The sequence below is a fragment of the Streptomyces sp. NPDC002574 genome (assembly GCF_042889545.1).
Taxonomy (GTDB): Bacteria; Actinomycetota; Actinomycetes; order Streptomycetales; family Streptomycetaceae; genus Actinacidiphila.
The window spans coordinates 720,119-742,263 of the sequence record NZ_JBIARB010000001.1 but is presented as its reverse complement, the minus strand read 5'-3'; the positions used below and the strand labels follow the sequence as shown (position 1 = coordinate 742,263).

Annotated in this window: 24 protein-coding genes; 15 read left to right on the top strand and 9 right to left on the bottom strand. The window is 71.3% G+C overall.

Going from position 1 to position 22,145, the window contains the following annotated elements:
* Positions 1-28: 28 nt before the first annotated feature.
* Genes ACFYXS_RS03560 through ACFYXS_RS03540 form a run of 5 tightly spaced genes read right to left on the bottom strand, consistent with a single transcriptional unit; the run spans position 29 to position 4,245 of the window.
* Positions 29-1,009: a glycine betaine ABC transporter substrate-binding protein gene (locus ACFYXS_RS03560; RefSeq protein WP_389243325.1), complete on the bottom strand. Its 981-nt coding sequence runs from the start codon at positions 1,007-1,009 to the stop codon at positions 29-31.
* Positions 1,006-1,848 carry an ABC transporter permease gene (locus ACFYXS_RS03555; protein WP_389243323.1) on the bottom strand — a complete coding sequence of 281 codons (843 nt, stop codon included), beginning with the start codon at positions 1,846-1,848 and terminating at the stop codon, positions 1,006-1,008. The genes ACFYXS_RS03560 and ACFYXS_RS03555 overlap by 4 nt, the downstream gene beginning before the upstream one ends.
* Positions 1,845-3,086, bottom strand: a complete 1,242-nt coding sequence (locus tag ACFYXS_RS03550) for a betaine/proline/choline family ABC transporter ATP-binding protein (RefSeq protein WP_389243321.1) — start codon at positions 3,084-3,086, stop codon at positions 1,845-1,847. The genes ACFYXS_RS03555 and ACFYXS_RS03550 overlap by 4 nt, the downstream gene beginning before the upstream one ends.
* Positions 3,079-3,726 carry an ABC transporter permease gene (locus ACFYXS_RS03545; RefSeq protein WP_319664471.1) on the bottom strand — a complete coding sequence of 216 codons (648 nt, stop codon included), beginning with the start codon at positions 3,724-3,726 and terminating at the stop codon, positions 3,079-3,081. The genes ACFYXS_RS03550 and ACFYXS_RS03545 overlap by 8 nt, the downstream gene beginning before the upstream one ends.
* Positions 3,727-3,768: 42 nt before the next feature.
* On the bottom strand, positions 3,769-4,245 hold the full coding sequence (locus tag ACFYXS_RS03540; RefSeq protein ID WP_319664470.1) for an Lrp/AsnC family transcriptional regulator: 477 nt from the start codon (positions 4,243-4,245) through the stop codon (positions 3,769-3,771).
* A 147-nt stretch (positions 4,246-4,392) separates the two neighbouring features.
* On the opposite strand from ACFYXS_RS03540, the gene hppD reads away from it, so the two are divergent.
* Entirely contained in the window at positions 4,393-5,538 is a 1,146-nt protein-coding gene (hppD, locus tag ACFYXS_RS03535; protein WP_389243318.1) for a 4-hydroxyphenylpyruvate dioxygenase, read from the top strand.
* 161 nt (positions 5,539-5,699) lie between these two features.
* The gene (locus ACFYXS_RS03530; protein ID WP_389243316.1) at positions 5,700-7,067 is read left to right on the top strand and encodes an FAD-binding oxidoreductase; all 1,368 of its coding nucleotides are present in this window, start codon (positions 5,700-5,702) and stop codon (positions 7,065-7,067) included.
* Positions 7,068-7,089: 22 nt separating this feature from the next.
* On the opposite strand, the gene ACFYXS_RS03525 is transcribed toward ACFYXS_RS03530, so the two are convergent.
* Positions 7,090-7,581 (bottom strand): SsgA family sporulation/cell division regulator, encoded by a 492-nt coding sequence (locus ACFYXS_RS03525; RefSeq protein ID WP_319664466.1) that lies wholly within the window; start codon positions 7,579-7,581, stop codon positions 7,090-7,092.
* A 417-nt stretch (positions 7,582-7,998) separates the two neighbouring features.
* Here ACFYXS_RS03525 and ACFYXS_RS03520 point away from each other — a divergent pair, with 417 nt between their 5' ends.
* The 3 genes from ACFYXS_RS03520 (at position 7,999) to ACFYXS_RS03510 (ending at position 10,689) form a co-directional block, all read left to right on the top strand.
* A complete protein-coding gene (locus tag ACFYXS_RS03520) occupies positions 7,999-9,252 on the top strand; it encodes an RDD family protein (protein ID WP_389243313.1) in 1,254 nt (417 codons plus the stop codon).
* An 83-nt stretch (positions 9,253-9,335) separates the two neighbouring features.
* Positions 9,336-9,959: an RDD family protein gene (locus ACFYXS_RS03515; RefSeq protein ID WP_389243311.1), complete on the top strand. Its 624-nt coding sequence runs from the start codon at positions 9,336-9,338 to the stop codon at positions 9,957-9,959.
* Between the two features lie 79 nt (positions 9,960-10,038).
* Entirely contained in the window at positions 10,039-10,689 is a 651-nt protein-coding gene (locus ACFYXS_RS03510) for an RDD family protein (protein WP_389243309.1), read from the top strand.
* Positions 10,690-10,759: 70 nt separating this feature from the next.
* Here the strand turns inward: ACFYXS_RS03510 and ACFYXS_RS03505 are convergent, their stop codons facing one another.
* Positions 10,760-11,035, bottom strand: coding sequence for a hypothetical protein (locus ACFYXS_RS03505; protein WP_389243307.1), 276 nt, complete (start codon positions 11,033-11,035; stop codon positions 10,760-10,762).
* 355 nt (positions 11,036-11,390) lie between these two features.
* Here ACFYXS_RS03505 and ACFYXS_RS03500 point away from each other — a divergent pair, with 355 nt between their 5' ends.
* Complete coding sequence (locus ACFYXS_RS03500; protein WP_389243304.1) at positions 11,391-13,712, top strand: immune inhibitor A domain-containing protein; 2,322 nt, start codon at positions 11,391-11,393, stop codon at positions 13,710-13,712.
* 75 nt (positions 13,713-13,787) lie between these two features.
* Positions 13,788-14,117, top strand: a complete 330-nt coding sequence (locus ACFYXS_RS03495) for a hypothetical protein (protein ID WP_389243302.1) — start codon at positions 13,788-13,790, stop codon at positions 14,115-14,117.
* Positions 14,118-14,143: 26 nt separating this feature from the next.
* Here ACFYXS_RS03495 and ACFYXS_RS03490 read toward each other — a convergent pair whose 3' ends face one another.
* Positions 14,144-14,737: an isochorismatase family protein gene (locus tag ACFYXS_RS03490; protein ID WP_389243300.1), complete on the bottom strand. Its 594-nt coding sequence runs from the start codon at positions 14,735-14,737 to the stop codon at positions 14,144-14,146.
* A 71-nt stretch (positions 14,738-14,808) separates the two neighbouring features.
* Positions 14,809-16,143: a nicotinate phosphoribosyltransferase gene (locus ACFYXS_RS03485; RefSeq protein ID WP_389243298.1), complete on the bottom strand. Its 1,335-nt coding sequence runs from the start codon at positions 16,141-16,143 to the stop codon at positions 14,809-14,811.
* A gap of 82 nt (positions 16,144-16,225) precedes the next feature.
* On the opposite strand from ACFYXS_RS03485, the gene clpS reads away from it, so the two are divergent.
* The 8 genes from clpS to ACFYXS_RS03445 all read left to right on the top strand — a co-directional run bounded on the left by clpS (position 16,226) and on the right by ACFYXS_RS03445 (position 22,066).
* Positions 16,226-16,537, top strand: a complete 312-nt coding sequence (gene clpS, locus ACFYXS_RS03480) for an ATP-dependent Clp protease adapter ClpS (RefSeq protein ID WP_389243296.1) — start codon at positions 16,226-16,228, stop codon at positions 16,535-16,537.
* A 128-nt stretch (positions 16,538-16,665) separates the two neighbouring features.
* Positions 16,666-17,241, top strand: a complete 576-nt coding sequence (locus ACFYXS_RS03475; RefSeq protein ID WP_389243294.1) for a DUF2017 domain-containing protein — start codon at positions 16,666-16,668, stop codon at positions 17,239-17,241.
* A 350-nt stretch (positions 17,242-17,591) separates the two neighbouring features.
* A complete protein-coding gene (locus ACFYXS_RS03470; RefSeq protein WP_389243292.1) occupies positions 17,592-19,025 on the top strand; it encodes an amino acid permease in 1,434 nt (477 codons plus the stop codon).
* A 95-nt stretch (positions 19,026-19,120) separates the two neighbouring features.
* Positions 19,121-19,546, top strand: a complete 426-nt coding sequence (locus ACFYXS_RS03465; protein ID WP_389243290.1) for a Mov34/MPN/PAD-1 family protein — start codon at positions 19,121-19,123, stop codon at positions 19,544-19,546.
* A 66-nt stretch (positions 19,547-19,612) separates the two neighbouring features.
* The gene (locus ACFYXS_RS03460; protein ID WP_319664451.1) at positions 19,613-19,717 is read left to right on the top strand and encodes a putative leader peptide; all 105 of its coding nucleotides are present in this window, start codon (positions 19,613-19,615) and stop codon (positions 19,715-19,717) included.
* Positions 19,718-19,841: 124 nt separating this feature from the next.
* Positions 19,842-20,129 (top strand): MoaD/ThiS family protein, encoded by a 288-nt coding sequence (locus ACFYXS_RS03455; RefSeq protein ID WP_389243287.1) that lies wholly within the window; start codon positions 19,842-19,844, stop codon positions 20,127-20,129.
* Positions 20,129-21,079: a PLP-dependent cysteine synthase family protein gene (locus ACFYXS_RS03450; protein WP_389243285.1), complete on the top strand. Its 951-nt coding sequence runs from the start codon at positions 20,129-20,131 to the stop codon at positions 21,077-21,079. Before ACFYXS_RS03455 ends, ACFYXS_RS03450 begins: the two co-directional genes overlap by 1 nt.
* 234 nt (positions 21,080-21,313) lie before the next feature.
* The gene (locus tag ACFYXS_RS03445) at positions 21,314-22,066 is read left to right on the top strand and encodes an MBL fold metallo-hydrolase (protein ID WP_389243283.1); all 753 of its coding nucleotides are present in this window, start codon (positions 21,314-21,316) and stop codon (positions 22,064-22,066) included.
* The last annotated feature ends 79 nt before the right edge of the window (positions 22,067-22,145 follow it).

Sequence of the window (22,145 nt, the reverse complement as noted above, 5' to 3'; positions counted from 1 at the left end):
TCTTTGCAATGCTTTCTTTGCACCCTGCCTATCCCTCCTTGATGAAGCCCTCCTCGACCAGCCAGTCCTTCGCCACTTGGCGCGGGTCCTCGCCCCGCACGTCCACCCTCGCGTTCAGCTCCCGTCCCACGGCCGTGGTCAGCTTCCGCGAGATCGGGTCCAGCAGATCCCGGATCACCGGCCAGCGCTTGAGCGCCTTGCTGTTGATGACGGGGGCGGCGTCGTAGTTGGGGAAGAAGTGCTTGTCGTCCTCCATGACCTCCAGGTGCAGGGAGGCGATCCGGCCGTCCGTCGTGTAGACCTCGCCGAGCAGGCAGGAACCCCGCTTCGGGATCTGCGTGTAGATGACCCCGGTGTCCATCTTCCGGATGTTGGAGGCGGGCACCTGCATGTCGTACGCCTTGACCATCCCGGGCAGTCCGTCGTCGCGGGAGGCGAACTCGTTCTCCACGCACAAGGTGACGGCCGAGGGCTTCCTGCGGGAGAGGGCGGCGACGTCGGAGAGGGTCCGCAGCCCGTAGGGGCGGTTCTTGGCCCGGGTGGTGGCCAGCGCATAGGTGTTGTCGAGGGTGGACGGCGGCAGCCAGGTGATGCCGTTCTTCAGGTCCGCGTCGCGGACGGCCTGCCACTGCGCCTGCGGGTCGGTGATCGGCTTGGCGTTGCCGAGGTAGGTGATCCACGCGGTGCCGGTGTACTCGTACATGGCGTCCGCGTCGCCGGAGCGGACGGCCTCGCGGGCCCCGATCGAGCCCTGGATGTTCGTCCGGTCCAGTACGTCGGCGCCGGCGGCCTTGAAGACCAGCCCGATCATCGAGCCGAGGATGATCTGCTCGCTGAAGCTCTTGGACGTCACGGTCAGGGACGCCCCCTTCAGCGGCAGGCCCTGGCCGAGGGTGCCGGGACGGACGTCGTCCGCCAGCGGGCTGCCGCTCTTGAGCCCGCAGCCCGGCGCCGCGGCGAGCAGGGCCGCGCACGTGGCCAGGGCCACGGCCGTGCGCCGGCGCGTCACGTGCCCTCCAGACCGCGCGGGCGCATCATCTGCTCGGCGAGCGAGGCCAGCCAGTCCACGAGCAGCGCCAGCACCACGGTCAGCACCGAGCCCAGGATCAGCACCGGCATGCGCTGCGTGACGATGCCGGTGGTGATGATGTCGCCGAGGCCTCCGCCGCCGACGAAGGTGGCCAGCGTCGCCGTGCCGACGTTGAGCACCAGCGCCGTCCGCACCCCGGCGAGGATCAGCGGCACGGCCAGCGGCAGTTCGACCCGCGACAGCGTGCCCAGTGCCGACATCCCGATGCCGCGCGAGGCCTCGACGAGCGTGGGGTCGATCACCCGCAGGCCCGCCATGGTGTTGGACAGCACCGGCAGCACGGCGTAGACCACCATGCCCACCAGAGCGGTGCGCGGCCCGATGCCGAGCCAGATCACCAGCAGCGCCAGCATCCCGATGGCGGGCGTCGCCTGCCCGATGTTGGCGACCGCGGTCACGACGGGCGCGGCGGCCCGCAGCCCCCGCCGGGTCAGCGCGGTACCCAGCGGGATCGCGATGACCAGCACCCAGAAGGTGGACCAGGCGGTGAGCTTGACGTGCTGCCACAACCGCACCTGCACGGTGTCGCCGGCCAGGGCGTTCTCGGCGATGGAGTCCAGGTGGACGGTGCTGATCCAGAAGTACGTGGCGACGAGCACCGCGGCCAGCACGGCGGGGGTGAGGAGGAGGTGGCGCCAGGTCGGCCGCCGCCGCTGCGGGGGGCCGGACGCGCGGGGCCGCTCGGCCTCGGGGGGCTCCGCGACGTACGGGCCGTCCGGGAGGCCCGGAGCGCCCGCGGAGTCCCCGCGGCCGGTCACGCCCGCGCTCCCGGCTCGTGGTCGGCGCCCTCCTGCTCCGCCCGGGTCAGCGGGGCGCGCAACTCCTCCAGGTCGTGCCGGTGCTCCAGCGCCGCCAGCCGGTCGGCCTCCAGCATCTCGTGGACGGAGTTGAGCAGCGTCTCCATGTCCACCACGCCGGTGAACTCCCCGCGCCGGCCGGTGACCGCGACCCGCCCGCTGCTGTCGGTCAGCACCGCCTCCAGGGCGTCGCGCAGCGTCGCGTCCCTGGTGACCGTGTCGCCGACGAGCGTCCCGGCCCGGGCGAGGGAGCCCTTGGCCCGCATGAGGTCGCCGCGCCGCAGCCACTTGTAGGGGCGGCCCTTGTGGTCGAGCAGCAGCAGTTCGTTGGTCAGGCTGGACGCCCGCAGCCGGTCGAAGATCGACTGCAGCGGGTCGTCCACGCTCACCGTCGGGAAGTCGGCGACACCCACGTCACGCACCCGGGTGAGATTGAGCCGTTTCAGGGCGGCGCCCGCGCCGACGAAGCCGGAGACGAAGTCGTCGGCCGGGTTGGTCAGGATCGCCTCGGGGGTGTCGAACTGGGCGATGTGGGAGCGTTCCCGCAGCACCGCGATGCGGTCGCCGAGCTTGATGGCCTCGTCGAAGTCGTGGGTGACGAAGACGATGGTCTTGTGCAGTTCGTGCTGGAGCCGGATCAGTTCGTCCTGGAGGTGGTCGCGGGTGATCGGGTCGACCGCGCCGAAGGGCTCGTCCATCAGCAGCACCGGCGGGTCGGCGGCCAGCGCCCGCGCCACGCCCACCCGCTGCTGCTGACCGCCCGAGAGCTGGCGGGGGTAGCGGCCGCGGAACTCGCGCGGGTCCAGGCCCACCAGGTCCAGCATCTCCGCGACCCGGTCCCGCACCCGGGCCCTGGACCAGCCGGTCATCCGGGGGACGAGCGCGATGTTCTCCGCGACCGTCATGTGCGGGAAGAGCCCGGAGGACTGGATCGCGTAGCCGATCTTGCGGCGCAGCTTCACCGGGTCCATGTCGGTGACGTCCTCGCCGCCGATGCGGATGCGCCCGGAGGTCGGCTCGATCAGCCGGTTGATCATCTTCAGGGTGGTCGACTTGCCGCAGCCGGACGGCCCGACGAAGATCACCGTCTCGCCCGCCTTGATCTCCATGGAGACGCTGTCCACGGCCGGTTCCGCGCTGCCCGGGTAGCGCTTGGTCAGCTGCTCCAGCTCGATGGTCGCGCCCGCCGCCTCAGCCACGGATCCCCCTCGGGATGGTCAGCCGCCCGATCAGCGCGTAGGCGGCGTCGAAGAGCAGCGCGAGGACGACGATGCCGATGGTGCCGGCCAGCACCTGGTTGAGGGCGTTGGCACTGCCGAGCGAGGCGATGCCGCGGAAGATCTCGTTGCCGAGGCCGGGGCCCGAGGCGTACGCGGCGATCGCGGCGATGCCCATCAGCATCTGGGTCGCCACCCGGATGCCGGTCAGGATCGGCGGCCACGCCAGCGGCAGCTCCACCCGGGCCAGCGCCGCCGGCCGCGACATGCCGATCCCGCGGGCGGCGTCCACCAGCGCCGGGTCGACCCCGCGCAGGCCCACGATCGTGTTGCGGACCACCGGCAGCAGCCCGTACAGCGTCAGCGCGGTGACCGTCGGGGGGACACCGAGGCCCAGCCAGGGGATCAGCAGACCGATCAGCGCCAGCGAGGGGATGGTGAGGATGGTCGCGGTGGAGGTGACGGCCAGGCCCGCGGTCCAGCCGCGGCGGTAGCTGAGCACGCCCACCGCGACGCCGATGGCGGTGGCCAGCACCATGCACTGGAAGACCAGGCTGGCCTGCTGGTAGGCGTCGATCAGCAGTTGCTCGTGGCGGCTGGTGAGGTACTCCCAGAAGGTCATCCGGCCTCACCACCTGCCTGCGCTCGCCCGCCGCCGCGGCGGTTACGGTTCCGCGTCCCGGGCCGCCTGCTCGACCAGCGGAATGATCCGCAGCGGGACCGGATTCTCCATGACGATCGCCGTGGCGGCCCGCACGATGCCATCAAAGCCCACAACCCGGTCGATCACACGTTGGAGATCGGCGTTGGACCGGGCCACCAGGCGGCAGAGCATGTCCCCCTGGCCGGTCGTGGTGTGCAGCTCCAGCACCTCCGGCACGGCCCTCAAGTGCGCGCGCACATCGGGGCCTTGACCCTGCTTGATCTCCAGCGTCGCGAACGCCGTCACCGGGTAGCCGAGCGCCGCCGGGTCCACCTGAGGGCCGAAGCCCCGGATCACCCCATTGGCCTGAAGCCGGTCCAGCCGCGCCTGCACGGTGCCGCGCGCCACGCCGAGCCGCCGCGAGGCCTCCAGCACACCGATCCGCGGCTCCTGCGCGAGGAGCGCGATCAGCCGTCCGTCCAACCCGTCGATTCCCACGGTCCGTCCGCCGCCCCTTCGTGATCGCCGCTGTGCCAGTGGTCACTGTGTGCAGAATGCCGCCCGCTATGCCCGATCGGCTGTACAGATTGTCCACTGCTACAGGGAACTATTGCGCACCTTGGCACCCGGGGCGAGGCTGGCGCCATGACTGAGACCCTGGATCACACTCCCGGCACCGCAGGCGACGCCGACCCGTTCCCGGTGAAGGGGATGGACGCGGTCGTCTTCGCGGTGGGCAACGCCAAGCAGGCCGCGCACTACTACTCGACCGCCTTCGGCATGAAGCGCGTCGCCTACTCCGGACCGGAGAACGGCAGCCGCGAGATCGCGTCGTACGTGCTGGAGTCCGGCGGCGCCCGCTTCGTGTTCACCTCCGTCGTCAGGGCCGGCACCGACCACGGCCGCTTCCTGGAGCAGCACGTGGCCGCCCACGGCGACGGTGTCGTGGACCTGGCCCTGGAGGTCCCCGACGTCCGCGCCGCGTACGACTACGCCCTCGCGCACGGCGCGACCGGGCTGGACGCGCCGCACGAGGTCTCGGACGAGTACGGCACGGTCGTCCTGGCCGCCATCGCCACCTACGGCGAGACCCGCCACACGCTCGTGGAGCGCGGCGCCTACAAGGGCCCGTACCTGCCCGGCTTCGTCGCCGCCGAGCCGATCGTGGAGCCCCCGGCCAAGCGCTTCTTCCAGGCGATCGACCACTGCGTCGGCAACGTCGAGCTCGGCAGGATGAACGACTGGGTCACCTTCTACAACCGCGTCATGGGCTTCACGAACATGAAGGAGTTCGTCGGCGACGACATCGCCACCGAGTACTCCGCGCTGATGTCCAAGGTCGTGGCGGACGGCACGCTGAAGGTCAAGTTCCCCATCAACGAGCCCGCGATCGCGAAGAAGAAGTCGCAGATCGACGAGTACCTGGAGTTCTACGGCGGCCCCGGCGTGCAGCACATCGCGCTGGCCACCAACGACATCGTCGCGAGCGTGCGCGCCATGCGCGCGGCGGGCGTCGAGTTCCTGGACACGCCCGACTCCTACTACGACACCCTCGGGGAGTGGGTCGGCGACACCCGCGTGCCGATCGACACGCTGCGGGAGCTGAAGATCCTCGCAGACCGGGACGAAGACGGCTACTTGCTGCAGATCTTCACCAAGCCCGTCCAGGATCGCCCGACGGTCTTCTTCGAAATGATCGAGCGACACGGTTCGATGGGCTTCGGCAAGGGCAACTTCAAGGCCCTCTTCGAAGCGATCGAGCGCGAGCAGGAGCGCCGGGGCAACCTCTGATCCCTTCGCCGTGAATTCCGGCGCCGGACCGCGCCCCCGCGGGGGAGGGCGTGGGCCGGCGCCGGCCGCGTTCCGCCGGGTGACGGCCGGGGCGCCGCCCGCCCGCGATCCCGCCGGCCGGCGTCCTTCCGCGCCGCTCCCGGCGGTGCGAGGCTGTGTGCATGGGTGATCTCATCGAACGGCTGCGCGCCGGGCTTCCCGCCGAGGCGATCCTCACCGACCCCGACGTCACCGCCTCCTACGCCAACGACATGGCGAGCTTCTGCCCGGCCGGAGCGCCGGCCGTCGTCTGCCTGCCGCGGACCGTCGAGGAGGTCCGGCACATCATGCGGACCGCCACCGCGCTGCGGGTGCCCGTGGTGCCGCAGGGCGCCCGCACGGGCCTGTCGGGCGCGGCCAACGCGTCCGAGGGCTGCGTCGTGCTGTCGCTCACCAGGATGAACCGCGTGCTGGAGATCGACCCCGTCGACCGGGTCGCGGTCGTCGAGCCCGGGGTCGTCAACGCCGCCCTGTCCCGCGCCGTCGCCGAACGCGGGCTGTACTACCCGCCCGACCCCTCCAGCTGGGAGCAGTGCACCATCGGCGGCAACATCGGCACCGGATCCGGCGGCCTGTGCTGCGTGAAGTACGGCGTCACCGCCGAGTACGTGCTCGGGCTGGACGTGGTGCTCGCCGACGGGCGCCTGCTGCGCACCGGGCGCCGCACCGCCAAGGGCGTCGCGGGCTACGACCTGACCCGGCTGTTCGTCGGCTCCGAGGGCAGCCTCGGCATCGTCGTCCGCGCCATCCTCGCGCTCAAGCCGGCCCCGCCCGCCCAGCTCGCCATGGTCGCCGAGTTCCCCTCCGCCGAGGCGGCCTGCGCCGCGGTGTGCGACATCATGGCCGGCGGCCACGTGCCGTCCCTGCTGGAACTCATGGACGGCACCACGGTGCGCGCCGTGAACGCCATGACCGCCATGGGCCTGCCCGAGTCGACCGAGGCCTTGCTGCTGGCCGCCTTCGACACCCCCGACCCGGCCGCCGACCTGGCCGCGGTGGGGGAGCTGTGCCTGTCCGCGGGCGCCACGCAGGTCGTCCCCGCCGAGGACGCGACCGAGTCCGAAATGCTGCTGCAGGCACGGCGGATGGCGCTGCCCGCCCTGGAGCGGGTGTCCACGGCCACGATGATCGACGACGTCTGCGTGCCGCGCGGGCGGCTGGCCGCCATGCTCGACGGGGTCGCCGCCATCGCCGCCAAGCACGAACTGACCATCGGTGTCTGCGCCCACGCCGGCGACGGCAACACCCACCCCGTCGTCTGCTTCGACGCCGCCGACCCCGAGGAGTCCCGGCGGGCCCGGGAGTCCTTCGACGAGATCATGGCGCTCGGTCTCGAACTCGGCGGCACCATCACCGGCGAGCACGGCGTGGGCGTGCTGAAGAAGGAGTGGCTGGCCCGCGAACTCGGCCCGGTGGGCGTGGAGATGCAGCGCGGCATCAAGGCGGTCTTCGACCCGCTCGGCATCCTCAACCCGGGCAAGCTCTTCTGAAGCGGCGCGCCGGGCGCCTGGCCTAGGCGTCCGGCGACTCGTCCAGCCCGGACCACGGGTCGCGCAGCCACAGGTCGTCCCGCGGCTCACCGGCCGTGCCGGCGGTCGGGGCCAGCAACTCGTCCAGGCGCTCGTCCATGGCCAGGTGGTCCAGCTCCGTCCCCGGCGGCACCACGCGCAACGTCCGCTCCAGCCACGCCGCCACCGGCATCGACGCCGCCTCCAGCAGCGCGTTCCCGTCCGGCGAGCTCAGCGCCATGCAGATGACGCTGCGCCCGTCGGTCTTGGTCGGCCAGATCCGCACGTCGCCGTGACCGCAGGGCCGGAACACCCCCTCGACGAGCAACTCCCGGGCGAAGGTCCAGTTCACCGGGGACTGCGACCCGATGTGGAAGGCGATGTGCACGGCGAAGGGGTCCTCGACCCGGTACACCAGCCGGGCCGGCACGGCGATGCTGCGCTCCGGCGACAGCACCAGGTTCATCTCCAGTTCCCGTTCCACCACGGTCTGCATGGCGTCGTCGTCCTTTCCTCGGCACAAGGCCCCTGGCGGTACTGCGCGGCGAGGTGCTGCGCGGGGCCCGCACCGGGAGAGAGCGCATCGGGCACTCACCATTACGCGGCTTCCCATGATCGGGAGGACTTTTCACGAAGCTCCGGCGACAGATGCATGCATGCGGTACACACCTGGTTCGCCGGCCGCGGCACGGCTCCTGCGGGACGACGGCTCCCCCCGTTCCCCTGAGCGGCTGTCAGGCGGGAAGCGTAGCCGGTCCGGTGCGATGAAATGCCCTGGAATGCCGATCCCGGGCCGGCCCTCGTTTCTTTCTTCCGGGGGGTCGGTTCTTCGTTAATGTCCTCCTTGGACCGCCCGAGGCGGCGGACCGGTCGAGCGCGCGGTCGTGATGGGACGTGATGGGAGTTGTCACCGATGACCTCCGGAATCAGCGGCGGGGGTGTGCCCGGCCCCGGGTACTACCCGGACCCGTCCATCCCGGGTTACATCCGGTACTGGAACGGTTCCGCGTGGGTCCCCGGCACGAGCCGCCCGGCGCCGCAGGCCGGTGAGGACCTCGCACCGCCCACGGGCGCGCCGTTGGCGGTGCCCGGCCCGGCGGTGGCCACCGCCCCTCCGGCGCCCGTGACGCCCGCCCCGCCCGCGCCGCCGGTGCGCCGTACTCCCGCGATGGACGAGTCGGGCCCGATGTTCCTCGACGAGGACCCGCAGGCGCCCGCCGCCGAACGCGGCCCGGCCGGCTCGGAATGGGCGGCCGACCCGGCTCGGCAGCAGCCGTCCCCGCGGGTGTCGTGGGGCGCACAGGAGCACGGGGGCGCGCCCGGGGCCGCCGCGTCCGCCCCCGCACCTGCCCCCACGCCGACGCCCACCTCCGTGTCCGCCCCCGCAGCCGCGCCCGCCCCGGCGCCGTCGCCTTCGCCGGTCCCCGCGCCCCCGCCGGCCCCCGGGCCCGCCCCCGCCCCTGCCATCTCCTCGGCGCCCACAGCGGGCGCCCCCGTGGCGCGGAGCGCGAACCCCGTCCCGTGGGCCCAGCAGGTGCAGGAACTGGCCCGCCAGGGGCAGCCCCATGTGCCCGCGCAGACCGGCACCGCGGGCGACGGCGGCGAAGCCGCAGGCACGCCCGGCACGCCCGCGTCGCGGCGCCCCGCCGCCGAGGACCCGTTCGCCTCGGCGCGGGAACAGGCCCGCCCCGGCTCGCTCGGCAAGCGGCTGGTCGCCCGCGTCGTCGACTCGCTGCTGATGGGCGCCGTCGTCGCCGCGGCCGCCGTGCCGCTGGGCACCGCCGCGTACGACCACGTCCAGGACAAGATGGACGCCGCCCGGGGGAGCGGCCGGACGGTCACCGTGTGGCTGATCGACGGCACGACGGGCACGCAGCTCGGCATCCTCCTCGGTGTCGCGCTCGTCGCCGGTGTGCTGTACGAGGTGCTGCCGACCGCCAAGTGGGGCCGCACGCTCGGCAAGAAGCTGCTCGGCCTGCGCGTGCTGGACGTCGAGACCCAGTACGAACCGGGCTTCTGGCAGGCACTGCGCCGCTGGCTCACGCACACCGTGCTGGACGCCCTGGTGATCGGCTTCCTCGGCCTGCTGTGGTGCGCCTTCGACCGCCCGTGGCGCCAGTGCTGGCACGACAAGGCGGCGCGCACCTTCGTGGCCGCGGACCGCTGACCCCCGACAACCGACAGCCGATACCGACACCCGAACGGACCACGCCGGAGGCGTCCCCACGGCGTCCGGGTTTCACTCGGGGCATGAGCACCGACCGGCCCGAGGACCCGTTCGCGAAGCCTCCCGAGGAGCCGCAGCAGCCCTCCCAGCCTCCGCCCGCCGGCGGGGGCCCGTACGACCAGCCGCCCCCGGTCTACCCCGGCAGCCCGCAGGGCGGTCCGTACGACAGCCCGTACGGCGGTGCGCCCACGCCCGACCCGCTGGCGGGGATGCCGCCGCTGGCGAACCGGGGCCGCCGGCTGCTCGCCCGCATCGTCGACGGACTGATCATCGGCATCCCGATCTACGCCATCACCTGGGCCTTCTGGGGCGCCTACGACTACAACAGCGGCGTGGGGCAGGGCTTCGCGGAGGGCGTGATCTACGCGGTGGTCTACCTCGTCTACCAGGTCCTGATGCTCACCCGCCGCGGGCAGAGCCTGGGCAAGATGCTGCTCAAGGTGCGGGTCGGCATGCTGGCCGACGGCGCCAACCCCTCGACCCCGGCGGCACTCAAGCGGGAGGCGGTCTACTCCCTGGTGCCGATCATCCCGTGCTGCGGCTCGATCTTCTGGATCATCGAGGTGCTGTGGTGCACGTGGGACAAGCCCTATCGGCAGTGCCTTCACGACAAAGCCGGGCAAACCGTTGTCGTCTCCGCGCGCTGACGCCGGCCCGTGACGATCGTCGCAGGGCCGTGACGTAATGCCACTATGCGGGGTCATGCCCGACTGATTTACTCACTCTATGAGTTCGAATCAACCGCCCGGTTACGGTTATCCGCAGGGCGGCTCGGGGGGTCAGGATCCGTACGGCCAGAATCCGTACGGCCAGCAGCCTCACCCCCAGGGCCAGAACCCCTATGACCAGCAGCAGCCGCCGCCGTTCCCGCAGCAGCCCGCGTCGCCCTACGGCTACCCGCAGGCCCCGCCCGCCGGTTACGGCCAGATGCCCGTGGACCCGGCCCTGGCAGGCATGCCGCCGCTGGCCGACAGCGGGCAGCGCTTCCTCGCCCGGCTGATCGACTTCGGCATGTTCTTCGTGGCGCTGATCATCCTCCTGGTGGTGACGGGCACGTCGGTCATGGACACCGGCGCCTTCCTCGGCATCGAACTGCTCGTCTTCGGCGGCCAGTTCATCTACGAGGCCCTGATGCTGCAGTCCACCGGGCAGACCATCGGCAAGAAGGTCATGAAGATCCGCGTCGCGAAGCTCGCCGACGGCAGCCCGCCCGGATCCGCGGCCTGGGGTCGTGCAGCGGTGTACTCCTTCATCGGCGTGGTGCCCTGCGTGGGCGTCATCCTCTCGCTGCTCAACGTGCTGTCGCACCTGTGGGACAAGCCGTACCGCCAGTGCTGGCACGACAAGGCGGCCAAGACCGTCGTCGTCAAGGTCTGACCGACGGCAGGACTCGTACGACGGCCCCGGAGCGAAGGCTCCGGGGCCGTTGTCGTTCTCGCGACGCGGATCAGTGGCGCAACGAGTGCTCCTCGACGCGGCGTTCGGCGGTGCTGCGCACCCGCGGGCGCGGGACCGGCGTGGCGGCCTGGGCACCGCGGGCGCGGCGGCCGGCGGCCGGGATGGGCACGGTGACGGCGACCAGGACGCCGAGCAGCAGCCCGGCGGCCGCGACGACCGCGACGCCGGTGCCCGAACGTGCCTCGGACAGCAGCAGCATCGCCAGGGTCGAGAGCACCACGGTCGCGGAACCGTAGGAGATCTGGGCGGGGGTGGGACGCGGCATGGCGGATCCGTCCTTGTGTACGTCGATGGTGTCGAAGCGTCGGCCAGGGCGGTCTTTCGGATGGTTCACACGTGGCACGCCATCCACCGACTCTACGTTTCGGGATGCCCGGACGGAACGTCCGGTAAGCGTGACCTAACCCACGGTGCGGAAGCATGGGGGGCGCAAGGGGTCGCATCGCGATCTCCACAGGGCCCAACGATCCTCGCCGCCCGGCCGCTTGGGCATGCCGGATCGTCCGCTATACGCAACGGACCGGTCGCTCACCGTACTTGCCGGTCATAAGCAAGTCAAGATCTGTCTTTTCTCGCGTCACTCCGGTGCAATGGCCTCACCCTAGGGAGGTCAAATCACAGTGATAAGCCACCGACGGACGATCAGATCCGCCGCTCTGGCCGTGGCGATCGCCGCAATAGGTGCCACCGCCTTCCCCGTCGCGGCAGCCCAGGCCGACTCTCAGGCCGGCAGCGTCGTGCGCAAGGACCCGGCTCGGTCGGAGCGTGTCGCGCACGACCTGAAGGGCCCGCTGAGCGAGCGTCAGGCGTCCCAGCGCCAGCAGGCGATCGAACAGGTCATATCCGGCAAGTCCAAGGTCGAGGACCGCGGCGCCTCGGGCGTGGTGAAGCTCGGCAAGAAGAAGTACGTCGAGCTCAAGCGCGAGAAGACCGACAAGATCTTCGTGATCCTGGCCGAGTTCGGGGACAAGACCGACCCCGCGTACGGCGGCACGACCGGCCCCGCGCACAACTCGATAGCCAAGCCCGACCGTCGCGAGGACAACAGCACGGCGTGGCAGGCGGACTACAACAGCCAGCACTTCCAGGACCTGTACTTCTCGCACTCCGCCAACAAGGAGTCGATGGCGAAGTACTACGAGAAGCAGTCCTCCGGTCGCTACTCGGTCGCCGGCGAGGTCGCCGACTGGGTCAAGGTCGACTGGAACGAGGCCCGTTACGGCAGCAACAAGTGCGACACCTGCACCTGGAACCTCGTCGCCGACGCGGTGAACAAGTGGGTCGACGCGCGCAAGGCCGCCGGTGACTCCGCCGCCACGATCAAGGCGAAGCTGGCCGAGTACGACCAGTGGGACCGCTACGACTACGACGGCGACGGCAACTTCAACGAGCCCGACGGCTACATCGACCACTTCCAGATCGTGCACGCCGGCGAGGACGAGTCCGCCGGCGGCGGCGCCCAGGGCGAGGACGCGATCTGGGCCCACCGCTGGTACGCCTTCGGCACCGACGCGGGCGCGACCGGCCCGGCCGGCAACCTGCTCGGCGGCACCCAGATCGGTGACACCGGCGTGTGGGTCGGCGACTACACCGTGCAGCCCGAGAACGGCGGCCTCGGCGTCTTCGCCCACGAGTTCGGCCACGACCTCGGTCTGCCGGACCACTACGACACCACCAACACCGCCGAGAACTCCACCGGCTTCTGGACCCTGATGTCCTCCGGTTCCTGGCTCGGTACCGGCAAGGACGCCATCGGCGACCTGCCCGGCGACATGACGGCCTGGGACAAGCTCCAGCTGGGCTGGCTGAACTACGCCACCGCCAAGGCCGGCACGAAGTCGGCCACCACCCTCGGTGTCTCGGAGTACAACACCAGGGACAAGCAGGGCCTGGTCGTCACGCTCCCGAAGAAGACCGTGGTCACGGAGCTCGCGACCCCGGCCGAGGGCACCAAGCAGTGGTGGAGCGGCAGCGGTGACAACCTGAGCAACACCCTCACCCGCGATGTCGACCTCACCGGCAAGTCCTCCGCGAGCCTGGCCCTCAAGGGCTGGTACGACATCGAGGAGAACTACGACTACCTCTACACCGAGGTGTCCACCGACGGCGGCGCCACCTGGGCCGCGCTGGACGGCACCGTCGCCGGCGCCCCGCTCCCGCGCGACGCCAGCGGCAAGCCGGCCCTGACCGGTACCGCCGCCTCCTACCAGGACATGGCGTTCCCGCTGGACGCGTACGCGGGCAAGTCGGTCAAGCTCCGCTTCCGCTACCAGAGCGACGGCGGTGTGGCCCAGAAGGGCTTCCTGGCCGACGCGATCACGCTGACCGCCGACGGCGCCACCCTGCTCAGCGACGGCGCCGAGAACGGTGACAACGGCTGGACCGCCGACGGGTTCACCGTCAAGGGCTCCACGTTCTCGTCGGAGTACCCGCAGTACTACATCGCCGAGAACCGGCAGTACGTCTCGTACGACAAGACCCTCAAGGTCGGCCCCTACAACTTCGGTTGGGCCACCACCAAGGAGAACTGGGTCGAGCACTACGCGTACCAGAACGGCCTGCTGATCTGGCTGTGGGACACCTCGATGAACGACAACAACGTCAGCGCGCACCCGGGCGCGGGCAAGATCCTCCCGATCGACGCCCACGCCAAGCCGCTGCTGTGGAAGGACGGCACGCTGCAGCGCAACCGCGTGCAGGCCTACGACTCCACGTTCTCGACGCACCGCACGGACGGCATCACCCTGCACAAGAACGGTGTCGCCACCCGGATCCCGAGCCAGGCCGGCAACCCGGTGTTCGACGACAAGAACACCTACTGGTACTCCACGAACCCGACAGGCGGTGTGAAGGTGTCCTCCACCAACACCCGCATCTCGATCGTGCACGAGGCCAGGGACGGCAGCACTATCACGATCAAGGTCGGCCCGTCCCACAAGTGATCACGCATCGCTCGAAGTGACCTGATCGGCCCCCGTCCCCTGGTGGACGGGGGCCGATCCGCAGATCATGTGCTTATGGCCAGCGGCGGGTTCACCAGGCTCCCGAGCGGCGACGTCATCGTCGCCCTCCGGCTGCCCTCGCCCGGCGGCACCCCGGACGACCACATACGGGTGATCGTCGTCTCCGCGAACCGGCAGCGCGCCCTGACCCGGCTGCGCAACCTGGGCTTCCGCACCGCCCGCCTGGCGGGCAACCTCGAGCCGCCCACCGGCGACGAGATCAACGCCGTACTGCACCATCCCGACGGCCTGGTCTGGCGGCGCATCCCGGCCGCCCCCGCCGAGCCCTGGCAGTCCATCGCGGCCCTGCTGGGCCCGACCGCCCGGCGCCCCGCAAGGTCCTAGGACGGCAGCGCCCGAGGCGCCAGGACCTAGGCGGCGTCCACGACCGGCTTGCCGGTCAGCTCCACGCCGGCGGCCCGCAGCTCCTCCGTCGCCCGGTCCGTCGTCTCCCGCATCACCCCGGCCGTCAGGTCCAGCAGCACCCGGGTACGCAGGCCCGCGCGGACCGCGTCCAGCGCGGTGGCCCGGACGCAGTGGTCGGTGGCGATGCCGACCACGTCGACCTCGCTCACCTTGTGCGCGCCCAGCCACTGCGCCAGGCCGGCGCCGTTCTCGTCGGTGCCCTCGAAACCGCTGTACGCGCCCGAGTAGTGGCCCTTGTCGAAGACCGCGTCCACCGCGCCGGAGGCGACCGCCGGGGCGAAGTTGGGGTGGAAGCCCACGCCCTCGGTGCCGGCCACGCAGTGCACCGGCCAGGTGTGGATGTAGTCCGGCCGCTCCGAGAAGTGGTCGCCTGGTTCGATGTGGTGGTCCCGGGTCGCCACCACGTACCGGTAGCCGGCCGTGGCGTCCCCGATCAGGTCGGTGATCGCGGCGGCCACCCCGGCGCCGCCTGCGACGGCCAGGCTGCCGCCCTCGCAGAAATCGTTCTGCACGTCCACGACGATCAAAGCCCGGTGCATCAGGGATCCGTCCTTCCGTTGCTCGCGGTCCATCGACTGTACGTAGTGCGTCGCCTTCGCGGCAGGGCGCCTCAGTAGGTGACGTACTCCGTGGGCAGCGTCGGCTCGCCGCGGGAGAGCTGGGTGGCCGACAGCGGCAGGCCGGCGCGGGCCTCCACATGCCGGGTGCGGGCGGCCTCCAGCGGCTCGCGGGCGACGACCTTGCCGCCGGTCACCAGCGGTACCAGCAGCTGCCGGTCCGCCAGCGCCGCCGGCACCGGCCCGGTCCCGAGGACCTCGGCCTCCGCGACGCCGTCGGCGTCCAGCCGGCGCGCCGCCCACTTGCGGCCGCCGACGCTGGTCTTGCCGCCCATCGACTTCTTGGCGACCGGCACCAGCGGGGCGTCCGGGGCGTCGGAGGCGGCGCGGGCGACCAGCTTGTAGACCATCGAGCAGGTCGGGTGGCCGCTGCCGGTGACCACCGAGGTACCCACGCCGTACGCGTCCACCGGAGCCGCCGCCAGCGAGGCGATGGCGTACTCGTCCAGGTCGGAGGTGACCACGATCCGAGTGTCCTTGGCGCCGAGGTCGTCCAGTTGCTGCCGCACCCGGTGGGCGAGCAGCAGCAGGTCGCCGGAGTCGATGCGCACCGCGCCGAGCTCCGGGCCGGCGATCTCGACGGCCGCGCGGACCGCCTCGGCCACGTCGTAGGTGTCGACCAGCAAGGTGGTGCCGCGGCCCAGCGACTCCACCTGGGCGGTGAAGGCGTCCCGCTCGTTGTCGTGCAGCAGGGTGAAGGCGTGCGCGCTGGTGCCGATGGTGGGCAGGCCGTACCGGAAGCCGGCGGCCAGGTTGCTCGACGACACGAAGCCGCCGACGTAGGCGGCGCGGGAGGCGGCCACCGCCGCCAGTTCGTGCGCCCGGCGGGCGCCCATCTCCATCAGCGGACGGCCGCCGGCGGCCACCGCCATCCGGGAGGCGGCGGCGGCGATGGCGCTGTCGTGGTTGAGGATCGACAGCACCACCGTCTCCAGCAGGACGGCCTCGGCGAAGGTGCCCTCCACCCGCAGGATCGGCGAGCCGGGGAAGTACACCTCGCCCTCGGGGTAGCCGAGGACGTCACCGCGGAAGCGGTAGTCCGCCAGCCACTCCAAGGTGGCGGCGTCCACGACCCGCTCGCGCTCCAGGTAGCCGAGGATGTCGTCGTCGAAGCGGAAGTTCTCCACGGCGTCGAGCAGGCGCCCGGTCCCGCCGACGACCCCGTACCGCCGCCCCTCGGGCAGCCGGCGGGTGAACACCTCGAACACCGAACGGCGGTCGGCCGCGCCGCTGCGCAGCGCGGCCTGCAGCATGGTCAGCTCGTACCGGTCGGTGAAGAGCGCGGTGGAGGGGACGGCCACGGGCAGCCCCAGGTCTGCAGAGCTCATGGCCAGGATGCTACCCCCAACTCTCGTCAGACTGACGATTTCTCGGAGGCCGGTTTCCCTGCGGGCGTGATCTGGTGACAGCATGGGACCCGTGAGTGTCGCCCCCGTAGAGATCGAGCGGACCGAGTCGAGCGAGGCCCCCTTCGAGGCGCCGTCCCCGGACGTTCCCTGGGTGACCGTCGTCCACAACGACCCGGTCAATCTGATGAGCTACGTGACCTACGTCTTCCAGGCGTACTTCGGCTACCCGAAGGACAAGGCCACCAAGCTGATGCTCGACGTCCATCACAAGGGGCGGGCCGTGGTCTCCAGCGGCACCCGCGAGGAGATGGAACGTGACGTGCAGGCGATGCACGGGTACGGGCTGTGGGCCACGCTCACCCAGGACCGCTGAGCACCGCACGGCACGACGCCACCGCACCGCGGAGCGCCTCACCGCGGAGCACCGCACGCAGACCACCGCACGCAGACCACCGCCATCGAGCACCACCGCCGAGCACCATGAGGACGGCTGAGACACACATGCCCGGGTACTTCGAGTCCACGCCCGGTGGCACCGCCGCCGTCGCGCTCGACGAGGTCGAGATCTCCATCCTGCGCAACCTGGCCGTTCAGCTCCTGGAGCTGATCGGGCCCGGCGACGGCGACGGCGGCACCGACGACGGCGCACCGGCCGACCCCTTCGCCGGGCTCTTCGAGGACGGCCCGACCAAGCCCCCGCGGGACCCGGCCCTGGCCCGGCTGTTCCCCGACGCGTACGAGGAGACGGCCGACTCCGCGGAGTTCCGCCGCTTCACCGAGAACGACCTGCGCGCCCGCAAGCGCGGCGACGCCCTCGCGGTGGTGCGCAGCCTCGACGCACTCGACCCGGGCCGGCGCGGGGGAGCGGTGCTGACCCTGGCCCAGGCCGAGGCGCTGCAGTGGCTCGGCACCCTCAACGACCTGCGGCTGACCCTGGGGTCCCGGCTGGAGGTCACCGACGACGAGGAGAACGAGCTCTACCACCTCCCCGACTCCGACGAGCGCAAGCCGCTCGTCCTGGCCTACCTGTGGCTCGGCGGTCTGCAGGAGAGCCTGGTGGCCACCCTCCAGGTGTGACCGCGGAGCCCGCCGAGCGGGCTCCGTTCGCCCCGCGGCCGTCCGTCGTACCCCCGCCGTCCGCTCAGAGGACGCTCAAATCCGGATAACGATCGCGTCACCGCGACCGGCCGCATTCCCATTCGGCGCACCTTTTGTCCGCTTCCCCCTGTGGCGTGTGACACATTTGCGCTGCGTGCCCGACGCCCGCCCCGTGATACGAATCCTCGACCACCGGCCGTGACACCACCCATGTCGCGGTCGGTCGCGTGGCCGGTCGACCCCGGCGTGCACCTCCAACCATCCGGGGGGATCGGAGCCCGTTCCGAGCCGTACACGGCCGGCCGGGCATGGAGAAAGGCACAGCAGACATGACCTCGACGCAGGTCGAGCACGAGTCCGGCAGCGGGGCCGAGGGAACCGCGACCACCGAGGGCTACAAGCGGGCGCTGAACTCCCGCCAGGTCCAGATGATCGCCATCGGCGGCGCCATCGGCACCGGCCTCTTCTACGGCTCCAGCACCGGCATCGCGAACATCGGCCCCAGCCTGATCGCGTGCTACGCCGCCGCCGGCGTGGTGATCTTCTTCATCATGCGGGCCCTCGGCGAACTCCTGACCTACCGCCCCACCTCCGGCAGCTTCGCCGACTACGCCCGCGAGTTCTTCGGGCCGTTCGCGGGCTTCGCCACCGGCTGGTCGTACTGGGCGCTGTGGGTCACCGCCTGCATGTCCGAGGTCACGGCCGCGGGCGCGTACATCAACTTCTGGTGGCCGTCGATCCCGGTCTGGTCCACCGCCGCCGCCGCGCTCGTGGTGCTCTTCGTCGCGAACCTGGTCTCGGTCAAGCTCTTCGGCGAGCTGGAGTTCTGGTTCTCCACCATCAAGGTCACCGCCATCATCGCGATGATCGTCATCGGTGTCGGCGTGCTGACCTTCGGCTTCTCCGCGGTCGGCGACACCGCCTCGGTCACCCACCTGTGGGCCGACGGCGGCTTCGCGCCCAACGGCGCCTGGCAGGCGATGCTCGCCATGCAGGGCGTCATCTTCGCCTACCTCGGCGTCGAACTCGTCGGCATCACCGCGGGCGAGGCCGAGAACCCCAAGCGGACCCTGCGCAAGGCGATCAACACCCTCCCGGTGCGCATCGGCATCTTCTACGTCGGCGCGCTGATCGTCCTGCTGTCGGTCTTCTCGTGGACCAAGTACACCCCCGGCGTCAGCCCGTTCGTCCAGGTCTTCGCCCAGGTCGGCATCCCCGGCGCGGCCGGGATCATGAACTTCGTGGTGCTCACCGCCGCCCTGTCCTCGTGCAACTCCGGTATCTACTCCACCGGCCGCATGCTGCGCGGCCTGGCCGTCAACGGCGAGGCACCCCGGACCATGGGCAACCTCAGCGACCGGCACCTGCCACTGCCGGCACTCGTCGGGTCCACCCTGGTCATGGGCATCGGCGTGATCGTCAACGTGGTCTCGCCGGGCAAGGCCTTCCTCTACATCACCTCGGTCGCCACCTGCGCGGGACTGTGGACCTGGATCATGATCCTCGCCGCGCACCTGCGGTACCGGTCCAGGGTCCGCGCCGGGCTGCTGCCCGCCTCCGACTTCCGGATGCCGGGCGCCCCCGTCACCAACTGGCTGGCCATCGCGGCCCTGGTCCTGGTCGTCGTCCTCATGGCGATCGACGCCGACACCCGGCTCGGCCTGTACGTGTGGCTCGTGTGGTCGGCCGTGCTCGCCGTCGGCTACCAGGCCGCCAAGCGGCGCAACCGCACCGACGCGCCGCTGGCCCTCGCCCAGGAGTAGCCCCCGGCGCCGGTCCGGTGCGGTCCGCTTCCGGGCCGGCGTTCCCGCGGAGGCCCCCGTACCCCGTACGGGGGCCTCTGCTTATCCTGACGACCATGCTGACCCTCACGCGTGCCCTGCACGACGCGCTCGTCGCCCACGCCCGCGCCGACCACCCCGACGAGGCGTGCGGCGTGGTCGCGGGACCGGCCGGCACCGACCGGCCCGAGCGGCACATCCCGATGCTCAACGCGGCCCGCTCGCCCACGTTCTACGAGTTCGACTCCGGGGACCTGCTCAAGCTCTACCGCGACCTGGACGACCGCGACGAGGAGCCGGTGGTCATCTACCACTCGCACACCGCCACCGAGGCCTACCCCTCGCGCACCGACATCTCCTACGCCAACGAACCCGGCGCGCACTACGTGCTGGTCTCCACCGCCGACACCGACGACGCCGGGCCCTTCCAGTTCCGTTCCTTCCGGATCGTGGACGGCGAGGTCACCGAGGAACCCGTCGAGATCGTCGACGCCTACATCTGAGACAGCGCGGTCCGCATCATGGGATGCCCATCTCTGACCGCCGGGGGGAATCGATACGATGACCCCATGGTTCTCCACGACGTGAGCGACAAGGCGCCGGGCACCCTGCTCGTGGCGCGGCTGTACGTCGACTTGTGCCGCCTCGCCGGCGCGGCATGTCCCCGCCCCTGACGCGCCGACCGCCCCTGCTCGCGCGCTCCGGACCGCCCACCGGACCCCGTCCGCCGGGCCGCGCACACCGGGACGCCGCACCGCCGCCCGCACCACACGACGCCCCTTCCGACTGGAGCCCCGCATGGCCATCGAGGTCCGCATCCCGACCATCCTTCGCAGCTACACCGGCGGCGCCAAGGCCGTCGACGGCAGCGGCAGCACGATCGACGAGCTCCTGACCGACCTCGACACCCGCCACGCCGGCATCCGCGAGCGCATCGTCGACGAGAACGCCGCGGGCCGGCTGCGCCGCTTCGTGAACGTCTACCTCAACGACGAGGACGTCCGCTTCCTCGACGGCATCTCCACCAAGCTGACCGACGGCGACAGCGTCACCATCCTCCCCGCCGTCGCCGGTGGAATGTCCTGATGCGGTACGACAGCCCGCTGGCAGCCGTCGGCAACACCCCGCTGGTACGGCTGCCGCGCCTGTCGCCCTCCGCCGAGGTCGGCGTCTGGGCCAAGCTGGAGGACCGCAACCCCACGGGCTCGGTCAAGGACCGCCCGGCCCTGCACATGATCGAGCAGGCCGAACGCTCCGGACGCCTCACCCCCGGCTGCACGATCCTGGAGCCCACCTCGGGCAACACCGGCATCTCGCTGGCCATGGCCGCCCGGCTCAAGGGCTACCGCATGGTCTGCGTCATGCCCGAGAACACCTCGTCCGAGCGGCGCGAACTGCTCGCGATGTGGGGCGCGGAGATCATCCCGTCCCCGGCCGCCGGCGGGTCCAACACCGCCGTGCGCGTCGCCAAGGAACTCAGCGCGCAGCACCCCGACTGGGTGATGCTCTACCAGTACGGCAACCCCGACAACGCCGGTGCCCACTACGCGACCACCGGCCCCGAGATCCTCGCCGACCTGCCGTCCCTCACCCACTTCGTCGCCGGGCTCGGCACCACCGGCACCCTCATGGGCGTCGGCCGCTACCTGCGCGAGAAGGTCCCCGGCGTGCAGATCGTCGCCGCCGAGCCGCGCTACGACGACCTCGTCTACGGACTGCGCAACCTCGACGAGGGCTTCATCCCCGAGCTCTACGACGAGTCCGTCCTCACCACCCGCTTCTCCGTCGGCTCCGCCGACGCCGTCCGCCGCACCCGTGAACTCCTCCAGCAGGAGGGCATCTTCGCCGGCGTCTCCACCGGAGCCGCCCTGCACGCCGCCCTCGGAGTCGCCCGCAAGGCCGAACGCGCGGGCGAGCGGGCCGACATCGTGTTCGTCGTCGCCGACGGCGGCTGGAAGTACCTGTCGACCGGCATCTACACCGCCGAGTCCACCGAGGCGGCCGTCGCCGCCCTGCACGGCCAGCTCTGGGCCTGAGCCCCACGCACCCCCTCGCGGCGCCCCCGTCCCGGTGAAGTCCCGGCGACGAGGGCGCCGTACTGGTGATTCCGCCCACAACGGGGCTCCGCAGAGGAGCACGCGCAGCCCGTGCGCCTTACGCTCAAGAACACATGGCGGGTCGCTCCCGCCCTCCCCCCACCCCCGTACGGAGTGGGGCACACTGGCGCGTCAACGCAAGACCCCCGGAACAATCCACGGAGGTTTCTGCACATGAAGCTCACCGTCGTCGGCTGCTCGGGGTCGTTTCCGTCCGCGGACTCGGCCTGCTCCAGCTACCTCGTCGAGGCCGACGGCTTCCGGTTGCTGCTCGACATGGGCAACGGCGCCCTCGGCGAGCTGCAACGCCACTGCGGTCTCTACGACCTCGACGCCGTTCTGCTGAGCCATCTGCACGCCGACCACTGCATCGACATGCTCGGATACTTCGTCGCCCGCTACTACCGTCACGAGGGCGGCCCCGCCCACGCCATCCCCGTCTACGGACCGGACGGCACCGAGCGCCGCCTCGCCAGCGCCTACGGGGACGTGCCCGACGAGAAGTGCATGAGCGAGGTCTTCGACTTCCGCACCCTGGAACCCGGGGTGTTCCGGCTGGGCCCCTTCACCGTCACCGCGGACATGGTCAGCCACCCCGTCGAGGCCTACGGCTTCCGCATCGAGCACGCCGGCCGCACCCTCACCTACTCCGGTGACACCGGCCGGAGCGACGCCCTGCTGACCCTGACCGAGGGCACCGACCTCTTCCTGTGCGAGGCCTCCTTCACGCACGGCAAGGAGGACATCCCCGGCCTGCACCTCAACGGCCGCGAGGCCGGCGAGTACGCCGACCGCGCCGGTGCCGGCCGCCTGGTCCTCACCCACATCCCGCCGTGGACCGACCCCCAGGTCAACCTCGACGACGCCCGCGCGGTCTACGACGGCCCGGTGGAGCTGGCGAAGGCGGGCGCGGTCTACGAGATCTGACGCCTGCGGCCCGTACCCCGCACGCGACGAGGCCCCCGGAACCTGCTCGGTTCCGGGGGCTTCTTGCATGCGCGCGTTT

Coding starts and splice junctions, on each gene's coding strand:
- ACFYXS_RS03495 (WP_389243302.1), top strand. CDS start 13,788: ATGGCCAGCGGCGGGTTCACCAGGCTCCCGAGCGGCGACGTCATCGTC.
- ACFYXS_RS03445 (WP_389243283.1), top strand. CDS start 21,314: ATGAAGCTCACCGTCGTCGGCTGCTCGGGGTCGTTTCCGTCCGCGGAC.
- ACFYXS_RS03510 (WP_389243309.1), top strand. CDS start 10,039: ATGAGTTCGAATCAACCGCCCGGTTACGGTTATCCGCAGGGCGGCTCG.
- ACFYXS_RS03460 (WP_319664451.1), top strand. CDS start 19,613: ATGGTTCTCCACGACGTGAGCGACAAGGCGCCGGGCACCCTGCTCGTG.
- hppD (WP_389243318.1), top strand. CDS start 4,393: ATGACTGAGACCCTGGATCACACTCCCGGCACCGCAGGCGACGCCGAC.
- ACFYXS_RS03515 (WP_389243311.1), top strand. CDS start 9,336: ATGAGCACCGACCGGCCCGAGGACCCGTTCGCGAAGCCTCCCGAGGAG.
- ACFYXS_RS03505 (WP_389243307.1), bottom strand. CDS start 11,035: ATGCCGCGTCCCACCCCCGCCCAGATCTCCTACGGTTCCGCGACCGTG.
- ACFYXS_RS03545 (WP_319664471.1), bottom strand. CDS start 3,726: ATGACCTTCTGGGAGTACCTCACCAGCCGCCACGAGCAACTGCTGATC.
- ACFYXS_RS03520 (WP_389243313.1), top strand. CDS start 7,999: ATGACCTCCGGAATCAGCGGCGGGGGTGTGCCCGGCCCCGGGTACTAC.
- ACFYXS_RS03450 (WP_389243285.1), top strand. CDS start 20,129: ATGCGGTACGACAGCCCGCTGGCAGCCGTCGGCAACACCCCGCTGGTA.
- ACFYXS_RS03490 (WP_389243300.1), bottom strand. CDS start 14,737: ATGCACCGGGCTTTGATCGTCGTGGACGTGCAGAACGATTTCTGCGAG.
- clpS (WP_389243296.1), top strand. CDS start 16,226: ATGGGACCCGTGAGTGTCGCCCCCGTAGAGATCGAGCGGACCGAGTCG.
- ACFYXS_RS03525 (WP_319664466.1), bottom strand. CDS start 7,581: ATGCAGACCGTGGTGGAACGGGAACTGGAGATGAACCTGGTGCTGTCG.
- ACFYXS_RS03485 (WP_389243298.1), bottom strand. CDS start 16,143: ATGAGCTCTGCAGACCTGGGGCTGCCCGTGGCCGTCCCCTCCACCGCG.
- ACFYXS_RS03475 (WP_389243294.1), top strand. CDS start 16,666: ATGCCCGGGTACTTCGAGTCCACGCCCGGTGGCACCGCCGCCGTCGCG.
- ACFYXS_RS03530 (WP_389243316.1), top strand. CDS start 5,700: ATGGGTGATCTCATCGAACGGCTGCGCGCCGGGCTTCCCGCCGAGGCG.
- ACFYXS_RS03455 (WP_389243287.1), top strand. CDS start 19,842: ATGGCCATCGAGGTCCGCATCCCGACCATCCTTCGCAGCTACACCGGC.
- ACFYXS_RS03465 (WP_389243290.1), top strand. CDS start 19,121: ATGCTGACCCTCACGCGTGCCCTGCACGACGCGCTCGTCGCCCACGCC.
- ACFYXS_RS03470 (WP_389243292.1), top strand. CDS start 17,592: ATGACCTCGACGCAGGTCGAGCACGAGTCCGGCAGCGGGGCCGAGGGA.